We start from the raw sequence: 14,474 nt of genomic DNA on the forward strand, positions 1-14,474 counted from the left end.
CCCCCATGACGACGACACACACCACCCCGACCCCGCGGGCCCCGGGCCCCGCCCGCCACCGGTGGGCCGCACTGGCCGTCTGCTGCCTGGCCGCCATGCTCCTCGGCATCGACAACAGCGTCCTCAACTACGCGATCCCGTCCCTGCTCAGGGACATGCACCCGAGCGGCACGCAGATCCTGTGGATCTCCGACGTCTACGGCTTCGCCATGGGCAGCCTCCTGGTCGTCATGGGCAACCTCGGTGACCGCCTCGGCCGCAAGCGCATGATGCTGCTGGGCGCCGTCGCCTTCGGCGGTGCCTCACTGCTCACCGCGTACGCCCCCGACCCGCAGCTGCTCATCGCCGGGCGGGCCCTGCTGGGCGTGGCCGGCGCGATGATGGTGCCGTCCACCCTGTCCCTGCTGCGCCACGCCTTCACCGACCCCAAGGAGCGCACCACCGCGATCGGCATCAGCAGCGGCATCGGCGCGGCGAGCTTCGCCCTCGGCCCGGTCGTCGGCGGGCTCCTGCTGGACCACTTCTGGTGGGGCTCGGTGTTCCTGGTCAACGTACCGCTGATGGCTGTCGTCCTGGTCGCCGGGGTGCTGGTGCTGCCCGAGTCGCGCAACCCGCGTCCCGGGCGGCTGGACTGGCCGGGTGTCCCCCTGTCGGTCGTCGGTGTGCTGGGTGCCATCTACGCGATCAAGACCGGCTTCCGGGACGGCGCCGGCCACGCGCCGGTGTGGGTCGCGGCGGCGGTGGGGGTCGCGGCCCTGCTGCTCTTCGTCCGCCGCCAGGTCCGCGTGGAGGAGCCGCTGATCGACCTGCGGCTGTTCCGCAACCCCGCCTTCAGCGGCGCGGTCGGTGCCAACCTGGTGATGATCTTCGCCTCGTCCACGCTGTCGCTGGCCTTCGCGATGTACTTCCAGACCGTCCGCGGCTGGTCGCCGTTCACCGCGGGCCTCGCCCTGCTGCCCGGCCCGCTCGCCGCGGCGTTCGCCGCACCGCTCGCCACCGCCCTGATCCCGCGTCTCGGCCGGGCCACGGTCGTCGCGCTGGGCCTCGGCCTGGTGGCCGTGAGCACCGCGGTCCTCGGGCAGCTGTCCGACCCGGGCACGTCCTACGGTGCGCTGCTGGCGCCGCTGGTTGTCAACGGCATGGGGATCATCCTGATCGTCTCGGTCACCAACGACACGATCCTGGCGAGCGCCCCCAAGGACCGCACCGGCGCGGCCGCGGCCGTCTCGGAGACGGCGATGGAGATGGGCGGCTCGCTGGGCATCGCCGTCCTCGGCTCCGTCCTCGGCTCGGTCTACCGCGACGCCCTGGTCCTGCCCGCCGGGCTGCCCGACGGCGTGGCACGGGCCGCCCGCGAATCGGTGGGCGGGGCGGTCGAGGCGGGTGCCCGGATCCCCGGCGCGGCGGGAACCGCGCTGACGGAGACCGCCCGGGACGCGTTCTGCCACAGCATCCAGGTCACGACGCTGGCCGGCGCGGTGCTCATCGCCTGCGGCGCGGTCGCGGCCCGCTGGGCCCTGCGCGGGGTGCCCGCGGAGATCGCCGACCCCGAGGCCGAGCCGGAGAAGGGGGAGGACCTGCCCGTGCCCGCGCAGCGGTGAGGTGAGCCCCGTACGCACAGCGGGAGGGCGGCGGACCACCGGGTCCGCCGCCCTCCCGCGTCATGACGACGTCACGCGGCGGTGGTGCCGGCACCGCACCACCGCCGCTGCTCGGGGCCCCGTCTCAGGGGTACGTCTCGCCGTTGCCGGGGCGGTCCTTCGAATCGGCCTCGGCCTGCTTGGCCTGCACCTCGGGGTCGAGGGCGTCGACGGGGGAGCCGTCGACCTTCCCGAAGGCGGCGTCGGAGCCGACCCCGCCGTTGAGCGAGGCGCGGTCGGCGACCTCGGTGGCCGGCGCGGGCTCCACCAGCCAGTCCGGGTTGGTCTGCCTGCTCCACCACTTCCAGGCCGCGAATCCACCGCCCGCGACCAGGCCCACCAGCAGGAAGCTCCTGGCGAAGCGCCCGGTGCGGGCACGCCGCACGCGGCGGCGCTCCAGTTTGCGGATGTCGGCGGCCGTGACATGGCTGCGCAGGACGGCGACCGCGGCGGCCGCCCGGACCGCCGCCTCCTCCGCGGCCGGCTGGGCGACCGAGCGGACGGTGCTGACGGCCTGCTCCACACGCGGGGCCGTGTAGTCCGCCGCCTGCCTTGCCGTCCGCCGGGTCCGCTGGGCGGCGGTGCCGACGGCCTGCTGCACTCCCGGTGGCACCGCTGCCAGGGCCTGGTCGACGCGCGACGCCAGGTAGGCGTCGTACTGCATGCGGGCCGCGTCGCGGGCCTGCAGGGCGGCCGACGACACCCTGGGTGCCAGGTACAGCCGCGCCTCGTCCGCGTAGTGCGCGGCGCTGCCCTTCGCTGTGCCGGCGTACGGCGCCACCGCGTCCGCGGCGTGCCGCACGCTGTCCTTCGTCCTTCCGGCTGCGTCGCGCACGCTGTCGATGCGGGTCACGAGAACCTCCTCCTCGGTGGCGTTACGTTTTCGCCTTTCCACCCGGTTTGAAATCATGCCCGTGGCGACGGGGAACGGCATGTGCGTACGGGCATCCGGGTCAAGCGGGCGTCCGCCCGGGCCGTCGCCGCGGGACCGGTTCGCGACAGGGCGCGGGAGAAGCCCCGACGTGCGAGGATTTGTCCCTGTCGTCGAGGACTGATGGAAGGTAGACCGTGGCCGAGCAGCTCCACGCCACCCTGAGGACCACCCAGGGGGACATCACCATCCGGCTCCTGCCGGACCACGCGCCGAAGACCGTCCAGAACTTCGTCGAGCTCGCCGAGGGCACCCGCGAGTGGACCGACCCGCGGACCGGTCTTGCCTCCACGGAGCCGCTCTACAACGGCACCGTCTTCCACCGCGTCATCTCCGGTTTCATGATCCAGGGCGGCGACCCGCTGGGCAACGGCACCGGCGACCCGGGCTACCAGTTCGGCGACGAGTTCCACCCCGAGCTGGCCTTCACCCGGCCGTACCTGCTGGCCATGGCGAACGCCGGGCCCGCGACCAACGGCTCGCAGTTCTTCATCACCGTCTCCCCCACGACCTGGCTGACCCACAAGCACACGATCTTCGGCGAGGTCGTGGACCCGGCCAGCCAGAAGGTCGTGGACGCCATCGCCACCACCCCGACCAACCCGCGCACCGACCGTCCGGTGGAGGACGTCGTCATCGAGAGCGTGGTCGTCGAGCGCCTGTAGGGCGCCCCGGGAACTCAACCGCCCCGCCCGTCCGTCTGACGTGCGGGGCGATTTCGCGGTGAAGGGCTGAGAGATGACCGACCAGGCGGTCCGCTGCTACCGGCACCCGGACCGGGAGACCGGCATCCGGTGCTCGCGCTGCGAGCGGCCCATCTGCCCCGAGTGCATGGTCAACGCCTCGGTCGGCTTCCACTGCCCCGAGTGCGTGCGCGACGCGCGCCGGGAGGCGCAGACCACCGGTCCGCGCACGGTGGCGGGCGGCAGCGTGGCGGGCGACCCGCGCCTGGTGACCAAGGTCCTGATCGGGCTGAACCTGGCGGTCTTCCTGCTCGTCCAGGCGGTCGGCGACCGGGTGGTGACCGACTTGGCGCTGCTCGGGGCGGCCTGCGACCAGTCTGGCTGCTTCGGCGTGGCCCTCGGTGCGGACCAGTGGTACCGGCTGATCAGCTCGATGTTCCTGCACCAGGAGCTGTGGCACATCGGCTTCAACATGCTCTCGCTGTGGTGGATCGGCGCCCCGCTGGAGGGGCTGCTCGGCCGGGCCCGCTACATCGCGCTCTACCTGATCTCCGGGCTGGGCGGCGGTGCGCTGGTGCTGCTGCTGGCGGCGCCCAACACTGCGACGCTCGGCGCATCGGGAGCGATCTTCGGACTGTTCGGCGCCACGGCGGTCTTCATGCGGCGCCTGCGCTACGACATGCGCCCGGTCCTGATCCTGCTCGGGCTGAACCTGGTCTTCACATTCTTCTGGGCGGGCATCAGCTGGCAGGCCCACATCGGAGGCCTGGTCGCGGGTGCTCTCGTGGCGGTCGGGATGGCCTACGCACCGCGCGAGCGCCGCGCGCTCGTGCAGTGGGGGACGGCCGCGGCCGTGCTCGCCGCGGTGGTGGGCGTCGCCTGGGTGGGCGTCGCAGGAATCACCGGCTAGGCCGTAACCCGCTCTGTTGATCTGACGTTATCCACAGCGATGGACCGTTCCCCTGTGCATCCTGTGGGCAAGTCGTGCACGGACCCGCACACACCGTGTCTGACCTGCAAGATCAATGAAAGACCGGTGGCCCGTACATCGGACCACCGGTCACACCGGCGTCAACCCGGTAGTGGTTATCCACAGATCATGCGACCTTTTCAACACTGTGGATGACGCTTGTGGATAACTGTGCGATCGACTACTTCCACTGCGTGGAGACGACGAAGCCGCCCGCGATGAAGCCGAAGCCCACGGCGATGTTCCAGTTGCCCAGCTGCTCCACCGGCCAGCTGCCCTGCGTCACATAGAAGATGACGATCCACGCCAGGCCGACGAGGAAGAGCGCCAGCATCAGCGGCGCGACCCAGCCCCTGCCGGTGCTCAGCTTTATGGCGGCGGTCTTCGCCGGCGGCGGGGTGAAGTCTGCCTTCTTGCGGATCCGTGACTTCGGCACGAGGGACTCTCCTGTCGATGCGCTGCGTGACCGCGCGTGTGACGTGTGGTGTGAACTGGCGGGCGGCGAGGCGAACCAGGCCGCCAGGCGTCCGTTAGCGTAGTGCTTCCACGGGTTGGAAGGAGATAAGGCTACGGTGAGCAATCCGGTCCATGCCTCCCCCACCCGCCGTTCTGCCCGGTCTGTGGTGCTTCGCCTGCTCAGCGCGGCTGTTTTCGCCCTCGCCGGCCTGCTGTTCTGGGTGAGTTTCGACACGGCCAAGGGTGTGGACATCCGTACCGACGAGCCCCTGCTGCGGCTGTCGGACCGGGTCCAGGAGAAGAGCCGGCAGAACGAGAAGCTCGACAACGAGCTCTCCGGCGTGCGCAAGGACGTCGACTCCCTCGCCCACGCCGACAGCGGGGTCAGCGACGCGACCCGTGACCGGCTCGACCGGCTCTCCGCCGAGGCGGGCACGAGCAAGCTGAGCGGCCCCGCCGTCTCCGTCACCCTCAACGACGCGCCGCCGGACGCCGCGCCGCTCATCGCCGGCGTGCCCGACCCGCAGCCCAACGACCTCGTGATCCACCAGCAGGACCTCCAGGCCGTTGTCAACGCCCTGTGGGCGGGCGGCGCCGCGGGCATCAAGGTCATGGACCAGCGGCTGATCTCCACCAGCGCGGTGCGCTGCGTCGGCAACACCCTCATCCTGCAAGGACGCGTCTACTCCCCGCCCTACAAGATCACGGCGGTGGGCGACCCCGGCAAGCTGCACAAGGCGATCGACCGCAGCCCGGCGATCCAGAACTACCTGCAGTACGTCGAGGCCTACGGACTCGGATGGAAGGTCGAGGACGACAAGCGGGTGACTCTGCCCGGCTACTCCGGCACAGTGGATCTGCACTACGCCAAGCCTGTGGGGTGATCGCCGTGCGCCTGGTGGTGCGGACGCTGAGCGAGTTGTGCGTCACCGCGGGCGCGCTGATGGTCCTCTTCGTGGTGTACGTGCTCTTCTGGACCGGCTTACGGGCCGACAGTGCCATGGACGGCGAGATCCACCGGCTCCAGGACACCTGGGCGACGCAACCGGCGGGCACGGCGCGGCCGTCCACCGCGCACAAGGTGCCGGATTCCGCGAAACCCGCCCCCAAGGTGACGCCGTACCCGCAGGGCAAGGCGTTCGCCGTCATGTACGTCCCCCGCCTCGGGCGGGACTGGCACAAGCCCGTGCTGCAGGGCACGGAGACCGGCACCCTCAAGCGGGGCCTGGGCCACTACGCGGACACCGCCCGTCTCGGCGGGCTGGGCAACTTCGCCGTCGCCGGCCACCGGCGCACCTACGGCGACCCGTTCAAGGACTTCCCGCTGCTGCGCAAGGGCGACGAGGTCGTCCTCACCGACGGCCGCACCTGGTACACGTACGAGATCGACCGCGCACCCTACCGCACGGTGCCCAGTGACGTCGCGGTCGTCGATCCCGTGCCGGAGAAGTCCGGCTACACCGTTCCCGGGCGCTATCTGACCCTGACCACGTGCGATCCCGAGTGGGGCCACAGCCACCGGCTCGTCACCTGGGGGCACCTGGAATCCACACAGCCCGTGGAGGACGGCATGCCGGAGGGACTGTCGGGCTAATCTTGGCGTGGCACGGGGAGCAGGGAGCAGGAAGGCAGCGCATGTACGGCTTCATCTGGAGGCACCTGCCGGGCAACGCGTGGGTGAGGGCGGCGATCTCGCTCGTCCTCGTCCTCGCCGTCGTGTACGTCCTCTTCCAGTACGTCTTCCCGTGGGCGGAGCCACTGCTCCCCTTCAACGACGTGACCGTGGACCAGGGGATGGCGGCCGTACGGTGAGCGCCCGCATCCTCGTCGTGGACAACTACGACAGCTTTGTCTTCAACCTGGTCCAGTACCTCTACCAGCTGGGCGCCGAGTGCGAGGTGCTCCGCAACGACCAGGTCGCCCTCGCCCACGCGCAGGACGGCTTCGACGGGGTCCTGCTGTCGCCGGGGCCCGGCACGCCCGAAGAGGCCGGGATCTGCGTCGACATGGTGCGGCACTGCGCGGCCACCGACGTCCCGGTCTTCGGTGTCTGCCTCGGCCTGCAGTCCATGGCGGTCGCCTACGGCGCTGTCGTGGACCGGGCGCCCGAGCTGCTGCACGGCAAGACCTCCCCGGTGTTCCACGAGGGGCGCGGGGTCTTCGCCGGGCTGCCGACGCCCTTCACCGCCACCCGGTACCACTCCCTGGCGGTCGAACGTGACACCCTGCCCGAGGAGTTGGACGTCACCTCCTGGACGGAGAACGGCATCGTGATGGGCCTGCGGCACCGCACCGCCCGGGTGGAGGGCGTCCAGTTCCACCCGGAGTCGGTACTCACCGAATGGGGACACCGGATGCTCGCCAACTGGTTGGCCGAGTGCGGCGACCAGGGCGCCGTCGAGCGTTCCGCGGGCCTCGCGCCTGTGGTCGGAACCAGGGCGTGACTGCGTGACCGCGCATCGGCACTTCGGTGACACCGCCGAATTCGCCGCCGCGGTGGAGCAGTTGGCCGACCCGCTCAACGACCCGCTGCCGAGCACCTCGCGGCGCGCGGAAGGGTCCGGGGAGCCCCCGGCCCAGGAGCAGGAGCCGCCTGTCCAGGAGCCGCGCCGGACACCGCAGGAGGGCCGGACGACCGCGCAGGAGCAGTACCCGCCGCCGGCGGCGCCGCGGCACGCGCAGCCGGCCGCGTACGAGCCCGCGGCCCAGGCCCCGTCCGCCCAGGCCCCGTCGGTCCAGGCCCCGTCCGCCCAGGCCCCCGTGCCGCCGTGGGAGGAGCAGGCGCCGCAACCGCCCGAGGCCGCCCGGGTCGTACGCCGCCGGCCCACCGAGGAGGAGCGGGCCACCGCCCGTCGCAGGGCGGCCGGTGCCCCCGGCGACACGATGGCGCTGCCTGTCGTGGACGCCCCCGCGCCCGTCCCCAGCGCCCCCCGCCGCGACAAGGGCACGGACACCGGGCCCGGGGACGGACCGGAGGAGAGTGCCGGGCCGCCGCGCCCGGAGCGCGAGGACGACGGCACGCCCGCGGTCGGCGGCCGTGCCGCCCGCCGCAAGGCCGCTCAGGAGGCCGCACGGCGCGGTGGCAGAGGACGCAGGCGTTCCGGTGCCGTCCCCGGCGCCCAGGAGCCCACAGGGGCGCTCACGGCCCCGGACGCGTCCACCCCGGCGATGGCCCCGGCCCCCCGCTCCCGGCTGGAGGCGCGTCGCGCGGCACGCGCGGCCAAGGACAGTCCCGGTGTGATCGCCAGCCGCGTCGTCGGTGAGGTGTTCATCACCTTCGGTGTGCTGATGCTGCTGTTCGTCACCTACCAGCTGTGGTGGACCAACGTCCTGGCCCACCAGCAGGCCGGCGGTGCCGCCAACAACCTCCAGAAGCAGTGGGAGGGCGAGAAGACGACACCCCGCGACCCCGGCGCGTTCTCGCCCGGCCAGGGCTTCGCGATCATGTACATCCCCAAGCTGGACGTGAAGGCCCCCATCGCCGAGGGCACCGACAAGCACAAGGTGCTCGACAAGGGCATGATCGGCCACTACGACGGCCAGTTGGAGACGGCGATGCCCTGGGACAAGCAGGGCAACTTCGCGCTCGCCGCCCACCGCAACACCCATGGCGAACCCTTCCGCTACATCAACAAGCTGGTCGACGGCGACAAGGTCGTCGTCGAGACGGAGTCGACGTACTACACGTACGAGGTCACGAGCATGCTGGCCTCGACCCCTCCGTCCAACACCTCCGTGATCAAGCCGGTCCCCAACGGATCCGGATTCACCAAGCCGGGCCGCTACATCACGCTGACCACCTGCACACCGGAGTTCACGAGCGAGTTCCGGCTGATCGTCTGGGGCAAGATGGTCGAGGAACGGCCGCGTGCGAAGGGCAAGCCGGACGCGCTGGTCGAGTAGGCCGGGTACGTACGCACAGATCGGGGCAGTGGTGACGACCACCCAGCAGGACCACCAGTGGGAGACGGCGCCGTACCCGCGGCGCACCCGCGACGGCGTCGCCGCCGTCGTCAGCCTGATCGGTGAACTCCTCATCACCGCGGGCCTGGTGCTCGGGCTCTTCGTCGTCTACTCCCTGTGGTGGACCAACGTCCTGGCCGACCGCCAGGCCCAGCGCGACGGCGACGACGTCCGCCGGCAGTGGGCCGCCGAGCAGCCGGGCAAGCTCGACACCAAGAACGGCATCGGCTTCCTCCACGTCCCCGCGATGGGCAAGAACTTCGAGGTCCTGGTCCGCAAGGGCACCGGCACCGATGTCCTCAACGAGGGCGTCGCCGGCTACTACACCGACCCCGTGAAGTCGGCTCTGCCCTGGGACAAGCAGGGCAACTTCTCGCTCGCGGCCCACCGCGACGGCCACGGCGCCAAGTTCCACAACATCGACAAGATCAAGAAGGGCGACGCGGTCGTCTTCGAGAACCGCGACACCTGGTTCGTCTACAAGGTCTTCTCCGTCCTGCCGCAGACCTCGAAGTACAACGTCAAGGTCCTCGCCCAGACCCCCGCCGAGAGCGGCAGGACCAAGGCCGGCCGCTACATCACCCTGACGACCTGCACCCCGGTCTACACGTCGCGCTACCGCTACATCGTCTGGGCCGAACTCGTCCGCACCCAGAAGGTCGACGCGAAGCGGACGCCTCCGGCGGAGCTGGGCGGCTGAGGGGCGGCCGCTGCGGCTCGCACAGGCAGCAAAGGGGAGGGGCCCCGGACATCGTGTCCGGGGCCCCTCCCCTTTGTCCTCACCTGGCAGGCGGCGTCGGCGCGTCAGCCCCCGTTGCCGCCTCCGTTGAAGAAGCCGCCGCCTCCGTTGTTCCCGCCGCCGCCGTTCGGGTTGTCCGTGGCGAAGACGCTCACGGTGTCACCGGGCTTCACCGGTGTGCCCTCCGGCGGGTTCTGGAACTGCACGATGGCGGTGTCGGCCTGTGAGGGGCTGTTGGGCAGGAAGCCGAACTGCATCTGCAGCTCCGCGGCCGTGGCCCTCGCGTCGGCGACCGTCATCCCCTTCAGGGGCGGCATGTTCGAGGTGGACGGGGGCTTCGCGATCACCAGGGTGACCGTGTCGCCCGCCTTGACCGTGTTACCGGCCCCTGGATCCGTCCTGATGACCGTGCCCGCGGCGTGGTCGGCGGACTCCTCCTCGACGGGGTTCACCTGGAGACCGTCCGCCTTGAGGATCTGCGTGGCCTCGTCCTTCGACCTGTTCTCGACGTTCTTGATCGTGACCTCTTCGGGGGCCACTGCCACGGTCAGCGTGATCGTCGCGCCCTTGGCGCGCTTCTCGCCGCCGTCCGGGTCCTGCTTGAGGACCGTGCCCTCCTCCTTGTCGGAGGTCTGGGACTGCCTGTCGACCTCGAAGCCGGCCTGCTTGAGCTCCTGCTCGGCGTCGTCGAACTTGTCCCCGGTGACGTCGGGCACGTCGATCTTCTCGGCGCCCTTGGAGAGGTTCAGGGTGACCGACTGGTCCTTGGGGATGTTCGTGCTGGGCTCGGCCGACTGCTTGCAGACCTTGCCCTTGGGCTGGTCGGCGCAGAAGACCTCCTCGCCGAAGGAGATCGTCACATCGGCGTTCTTGGCCTTGGTCTCCGCCTCGGTCTTGGTCACGCCGACGAACGCCGGAACGGAGACCGTCCCGCCCGCATCGTCGTTGCCGGAGAAGAGCGCCTTGCCCATGAAGATCGCGCCGATGAGGACCAGGACGGCCGCGACGACGAGCAGGATGGTCGAGGTGTTGCTCTTCTTGGGCTTGCGCCGGCCACCGCCGCCGGGCGACTGCTGGTCGTAGCCAAAGCCGCCGTCGTCGTCGCGCATGGGCGGCAGCATCGAGGTGCCGGCGTCGTGCTGCGGCGGCATGGCCGTGGTGGCGGAGTCGTTGCCGTAGCCGCCGTACCCGCCGCCGTAGCCGACGGAGCCGAGGGCGACCGTGGCGCCGACGGGCTGGCCGTCGAGGCAGGCCTCGATGTCGGCGCGCATCTCGTCGGCGGACTGGTAGCGGTAGTCCGGGTCCTTGGTCAGCGCCTTGAGGACGATGGCGTCCATCTCGGGGGTGACCTCGGGGTCGTACACGCTCGGGGGCTGCGGCTCCTCCCGGACGTGCTGGTACGCCACCGCGACCGGGGAGTCGCCCACGAAGGGCGGCCGCACGGTCAGCAGCTCGTACAGGAGGCAGCCGGCGGAGTACAGGTCGGAACGGGCGTCGACGGTCTCGCCCTTGGCCTGCTCAGGCGAGAGGTACTGCGCGGTGCCGATGACGGCCGCGGTCTGCGTCATCGTCATGCCGGAGTCGCCCATGGCGCGGGCGATGCCGAAGTCCATGACCTTGACCTGGCCCTGGCGCGTCAGCATGACGTTCGCGGGCTTGATGTCGCGGTGCACGATGCCGGAGCGGTGGCTGTACTCCAGTGCCTGGAGGATGCCCACCGTCATCTCGAGCGAACGCTCCGGCAGCAGCTTGCGGCCGGAGTGCAGCAGCTCACGCAGGGTGGAACCGTCCACGTACTCCATGACGATGTACGGGATGGAGACCCCGTCGACGTAGTCCTCGCCGGTGTCGTACACCGCGACGATCGACGGGTGGTTCAGCGAGGCGGCCGATTGGGCCTCACGGCGGAACCGGGCTTGGAAGGACGGGTCGCGGGCGAGATCCACCCGGAGCGTCTTCACGGCGACGGTGCGGCCGAGCCGGGTGTCATGGGCGATGTACACCTCGGCCATACCACCGCGGCCGAGCACCGAGCCCAGCTCGTACCGGCCGCCGAGGCGACGCGGCTCTTCCATAGCGCTTGCCCTTCCTAAACCGTCCGTGTGGCTGCTCGGGCATACCGTACCCGCCGCCGCGTACCGATCCCGGCCCTGGCCGGTAGCCGATATACGACCGGTATCGCAACGTGCGTTTTGGCGCACGTACAGAGATACGGCGTGACCGGCATCACTTGTTCAGCACGGCCTCCATGACGGCCTTGGCGATCGGGGCCGCGAAGCCGCCGCCGGAGATGTCCCCGCGGTTGGCGCTCGCGTCCTCGACGACCACCGCGACCGCCACCGGGGAACCGGAGTCCGTCTTGGCGTACGAGATGAACCACGCGTAGGGAGACTCGCTGTTGTCGATACCGTGCTGGGCGGTACCGGTCTTGCCGCCCACGGTGACGCCGGAGATCCGCGCGTTCTTGCCCGTACCGTCGGTGACGACGGTCTCCATCATCTGCTGGAGCTTCTGGGCGTTCTCCGGGCTCAGCGGGTGCGAGAACTCCTTGGGCTTGGTCTGCTCGACCACCGTGTTGTTCGGTGCCCGCAGCTCGCTCACCATGTAGGGCTGCATCAGCGTGCCGTTGTTCGCGATCGCGGAGGCCACCATCGCCATCTGCAGCGGGGTGGCGGCGGTCTCGAACTGGCCGATGGAGGACAGCGCGGTCTGCGGCTTGTCCATGGTCTTTGAGATGTTGCTCGCCGCGGTGCGGACCGGGATGTAGAGCTGCTGGTTGAAGCCGAACTTCTGGGCCTCGTCGACCATCTTGTCGCGGCCGAGGTCGGCGCCGATCTTGCCGAAGACCGTGTTGCACGAGTACTGGAGGGCCACCCGGAGCGTGGCGTTCTTGCAGGGGATGGGCCCCTCGTTCTTCAGCTCCGTCTGGGTGGTCGGCAGCATGTACGGCACCGGGGAGTCCGTCGGGTCGTCGATGTTGCTGTACAGCCCGTTCTCCAGGGCGGCGGCCGCCGTGACCACCTTGAAGGTCGAACCCGGCGGGTACGTCTGACGCAGCGCCCGGTTGAGCGTCGGCTCGTCCGGGTTGTTCTCCTTCAGCAGCGAGACCCAGGCCTTCTCGTCCTTCTTCGAGTTGCCGGCGATGGAGGACGGGTCGTACGACGGCGTGCTGGCCAGCGCGAGGATGGCGCCGGTCGTCGGGTCGATGGCGGCGACCGCGCCCTTCTTCTTGCCGAGGCCCTCGAAGGCGGCCCGCTGTGCCTTGGCGTTCAGCGTCGTGACGACGTCGCCGCCCTGCTTCTGCTTGCCGGACAGGATGTCGACGGTGCGCTTGAAGAACAGCCGGTCGTCGTCGCCGGTGAGGATCGAGTCGTAGATCGACTCCAGCTGGGTGGAACCGAAGGCTTGGGACGCGTAGCCGGTGACCGGTGCCCACAGGGGGCCGTCCTTGAAGGTGGCCTTGTACCGGAAGTCGCTGCCGTTGGTCTCGGTGTGGCCGGTCACGGCCTTGCCGTCGACGAGTATGTCGCCGCGCGGGCTGGCGTACTGGTTGATCGCGACCCGGCGGTTGTTGGTGTCGTTCTTGAGTGCGTCGGCCTGCACGAACTGGATGTAGTTCACCCTGATCAGCAGGGCGAGCACGAGCAGCCCGCAGAAGACAGCGACTCGTCGCAGGGGCTTGTTCACTGGACGCGCACCACCTGGGTCGGCTCGGCATCGGGGGACGAGGCGGGGGTCGGCGCCGGTCGGCGCGCGGTGTCGCTGATTCTCAGCAGGATGGCCACCAGCGCCCAGTTGGCGATCACGGAGGAACCACCCTGGGCGAGGAAGGGCATCGTCATACCGGTCAGCGGGATCAGACCGGTGACGCCGCCGGCCACGACGAACACCTGGAGCGCGAACGCGCCGGACAGACCGATCGCCAGCAGCTTGCCGAAGGGGTCGCGGGCGGCGAGGGCGGTGCGGGCGCCGCGCTCCACCAGGAGTGCGTAGAGCAGCAGTATGGCCATCAGGCCCGCCAGGCCCAGCTCCTCGCCGACGGTGGCGAAGATGTAGTCGCTCTTGGCGGCGAAGCCGATGAGCCGGGAGTAGCCCTGGCCGAGGCCGGAGCCGAAGAGGCCGCCGGAGCCGAAGGCCCACATGGCCTGGGCGGGCTGGCTGGCGCCCTGGCCGGCCTCGATGGTGCGGAACGGGTTGAGCCAGTCCTCCACGCGGCTGTGGACGTGCGGCTCGAAGCTGCCGACGACCACCGCGCCGCCCACGGACAGCAGCAGACCGAAGACGATCCAGCTGGTCCGCTCCGTGGCGACGTAGAGCATGATCACGAAGAGGCCGAAGAAGAGCAGCGAGGTGCCCAGGTCGGTCTCGAAGACCAGGATTAGGATGCTGAGGCCCCAGATCACCAGGATCGGGCCCAGGTCGCGGCCGCGGGGCAGGTACATGCCCATGAAGCGGCGGCTGGCGAGCGCGAGGGCGTCCCTCTTGACCATCAGGTAGCCGGCGAAGAAGACCGCGATGATGATCTTGACGAACTCACCGGGCTGAATGGACATGCCGGCGATGGTGATCCAGATCCGGGCGCCGTAGACGGCCGGGAAGAACACCGGGAGGATCAGCAGGACCAGCGCGACCACCATCGAGATGTAGGTGTAGCGCTGCAGGATGCGGTGGTCCTTGAGGAAGATCAGCACGCCCAGGAAGAACGCGACGCCCAGCGTCGACCACATCAGCTGCGTCGGCGCGGACGACCCGCCCGGCAGCGTCGGCTCCTGGTCCAGGCGCCAGATGAAGACCAGGCCGAGGCCGTTGAGCAGCGTGGCGATCGGCAGCATCAGGGGGTCGGCGTACGGCGCGAACCGGCGCACCACCAGGTGCGCGACACCGGCGATCGCTCCCAGCCCGAGGCCGTACGCGAGCATGCCCGCGGGCAGCGCGTCGTTCTTCGCCAGGCCCACGTTCGCGTACGCGAAGACCGGGATCAGCACCGCGAAGGCGAGAAGCGCGAGCTCCGTGTTGCGACGGCTCGGCGCGCCGACGGATGTGATGGTCGTGGTGTTCGTGACAACGCTCATGCTGGACTGACGGCCCTCCT

Annotated in this window: 14 protein-coding genes; 9 read left to right on the forward strand and 5 right to left on the reverse strand. The window is 70.3% G+C overall.

The window, feature by feature from the left end; translation table 11 throughout:
• The first annotated feature begins 5 nt into the window (after nucleotides 1-5).
• Nucleotides 6-1,601 (forward strand): MFS transporter, encoded by a 1,596-nt coding sequence (locus tag ABZ883_RS10140; RefSeq protein WP_360904558.1) that lies wholly within the window; start codon nucleotides 6-8, stop codon nucleotides 1,599-1,601.
• A 124-nt stretch (nucleotides 1,602-1,725) separates the two neighbouring features.
• On the opposite strand, the gene ABZ883_RS10145 is transcribed toward ABZ883_RS10140, so the two are convergent.
• Nucleotides 1,726-2,493: a DUF5324 family protein gene (locus tag ABZ883_RS10145; protein ID WP_360904561.1), complete on the reverse strand. Its 768-nt coding sequence runs from the start codon at nucleotides 2,491-2,493 to the stop codon at nucleotides 1,726-1,728.
• Nucleotides 2,494-2,708: 215 nt separating this feature from the next.
• Between ABZ883_RS10145 and ABZ883_RS10150 the strand changes: the two genes are divergently transcribed.
• Nucleotides 2,709-3,236, forward strand: a complete 528-nt coding sequence (locus tag ABZ883_RS10150) for a peptidylprolyl isomerase (RefSeq protein WP_360904564.1) — start codon at nucleotides 2,709-2,711, stop codon at nucleotides 3,234-3,236.
• A 73-nt stretch (nucleotides 3,237-3,309) separates the two neighbouring features.
• Nucleotides 3,310-4,164 carry a rhomboid family intramembrane serine protease gene (locus ABZ883_RS10155; protein ID WP_360904567.1) on the forward strand — a complete coding sequence of 285 codons (855 nt, stop codon included), beginning with the start codon at nucleotides 3,310-3,312 and terminating at the stop codon, nucleotides 4,162-4,164.
• 241 nt (nucleotides 4,165-4,405) lie between these two features.
• On the opposite strand, the gene crgA is transcribed toward ABZ883_RS10155, so the two are convergent.
• A complete protein-coding gene (gene crgA, locus ABZ883_RS10160; protein WP_319663327.1) occupies nucleotides 4,406-4,660 on the reverse strand; it encodes a cell division protein CrgA in 255 nt (84 codons plus the stop codon).
• Nucleotides 4,661-4,796: 136 nt separating this feature from the next.
• Here crgA and ABZ883_RS10165 point away from each other — a divergent pair, with 136 nt between their 5' ends.
• From ABZ883_RS10165 to ABZ883_RS10190, 6 genes are read left to right on the forward strand one after another with little or no spacing between them, the layout of a single operon-like run.
• Nucleotides 4,797-5,564 (forward strand): DUF881 domain-containing protein, encoded by a 768-nt coding sequence (locus ABZ883_RS10165; protein WP_360904571.1) that lies wholly within the window; start codon nucleotides 4,797-4,799, stop codon nucleotides 5,562-5,564.
• A gap of 5 nt (nucleotides 5,565-5,569) precedes the next feature.
• Complete coding sequence (locus ABZ883_RS10170) at nucleotides 5,570-6,274, forward strand: class E sortase (RefSeq protein ID WP_360905122.1); 705 nt, start codon at nucleotides 5,570-5,572, stop codon at nucleotides 6,272-6,274.
• 41 nt (nucleotides 6,275-6,315) lie between these two features.
• Entirely contained in the window at nucleotides 6,316-6,492 is a 177-nt protein-coding gene (locus ABZ883_RS10175; protein WP_360904574.1) for a hypothetical protein, read from the forward strand.
• Nucleotides 6,489-7,124 (forward strand): aminodeoxychorismate/anthranilate synthase component II, encoded by a 636-nt coding sequence (locus ABZ883_RS10180; protein WP_360904577.1) that lies wholly within the window; start codon nucleotides 6,489-6,491, stop codon nucleotides 7,122-7,124. Before ABZ883_RS10175 ends, ABZ883_RS10180 begins: the two co-directional genes overlap by 4 nt.
• Nucleotides 7,125-7,128: 4 nt before the next feature.
• The gene (locus ABZ883_RS10185) at nucleotides 7,129-8,583 is read left to right on the forward strand and encodes a class E sortase (protein ID WP_360904580.1); all 1,455 of its coding nucleotides are present in this window, start codon (nucleotides 7,129-7,131) and stop codon (nucleotides 8,581-8,583) included.
• A gap of 31 nt (nucleotides 8,584-8,614) precedes the next feature.
• Nucleotides 8,615-9,343 carry a class E sortase gene (locus tag ABZ883_RS10190; protein ID WP_360905124.1) on the forward strand — a complete coding sequence of 243 codons (729 nt, stop codon included), beginning with the start codon at nucleotides 8,615-8,617 and terminating at the stop codon, nucleotides 9,341-9,343.
• 104 nt (nucleotides 9,344-9,447) lie between these two features.
• On the opposite strand, the gene pknB is transcribed toward ABZ883_RS10190, so the two are convergent.
• The 3 genes from pknB to ABZ883_RS10205 all read right to left on the reverse strand — a co-directional run bounded on the left by pknB (nucleotide 9,448) and on the right by ABZ883_RS10205 (nucleotide 14,454).
• Nucleotides 9,448-11,457: a Stk1 family PASTA domain-containing Ser/Thr kinase gene (gene pknB, locus ABZ883_RS10195; RefSeq protein WP_360904583.1), complete on the reverse strand. Its 2,010-nt coding sequence runs from the start codon at nucleotides 11,455-11,457 to the stop codon at nucleotides 9,448-9,450.
• Between the two features lie 151 nt (nucleotides 11,458-11,608).
• Nucleotides 11,609-13,069 (reverse strand): penicillin-binding protein 2, encoded by a 1,461-nt coding sequence (locus ABZ883_RS10200; RefSeq protein ID WP_360904586.1) that lies wholly within the window; start codon nucleotides 13,067-13,069, stop codon nucleotides 11,609-11,611.
• Nucleotides 13,066-14,454 carry an FtsW/RodA/SpoVE family cell cycle protein gene (locus ABZ883_RS10205; RefSeq protein WP_360904589.1) on the reverse strand — a complete coding sequence of 463 codons (1,389 nt, stop codon included), beginning with the start codon at nucleotides 14,452-14,454 and terminating at the stop codon, nucleotides 13,066-13,068. The genes ABZ883_RS10200 and ABZ883_RS10205 overlap by 4 nt, the downstream gene beginning before the upstream one ends.
• Nucleotides 14,455-14,474: the final 20 nt, after the last annotated feature.

The sequence above is a fragment of the Streptomyces sp. NPDC046977 genome (assembly GCF_040644455.1).
Taxonomy (GTDB): domain Bacteria; phylum Actinomycetota; class Actinomycetes; order Streptomycetales; family Streptomycetaceae; genus Actinacidiphila.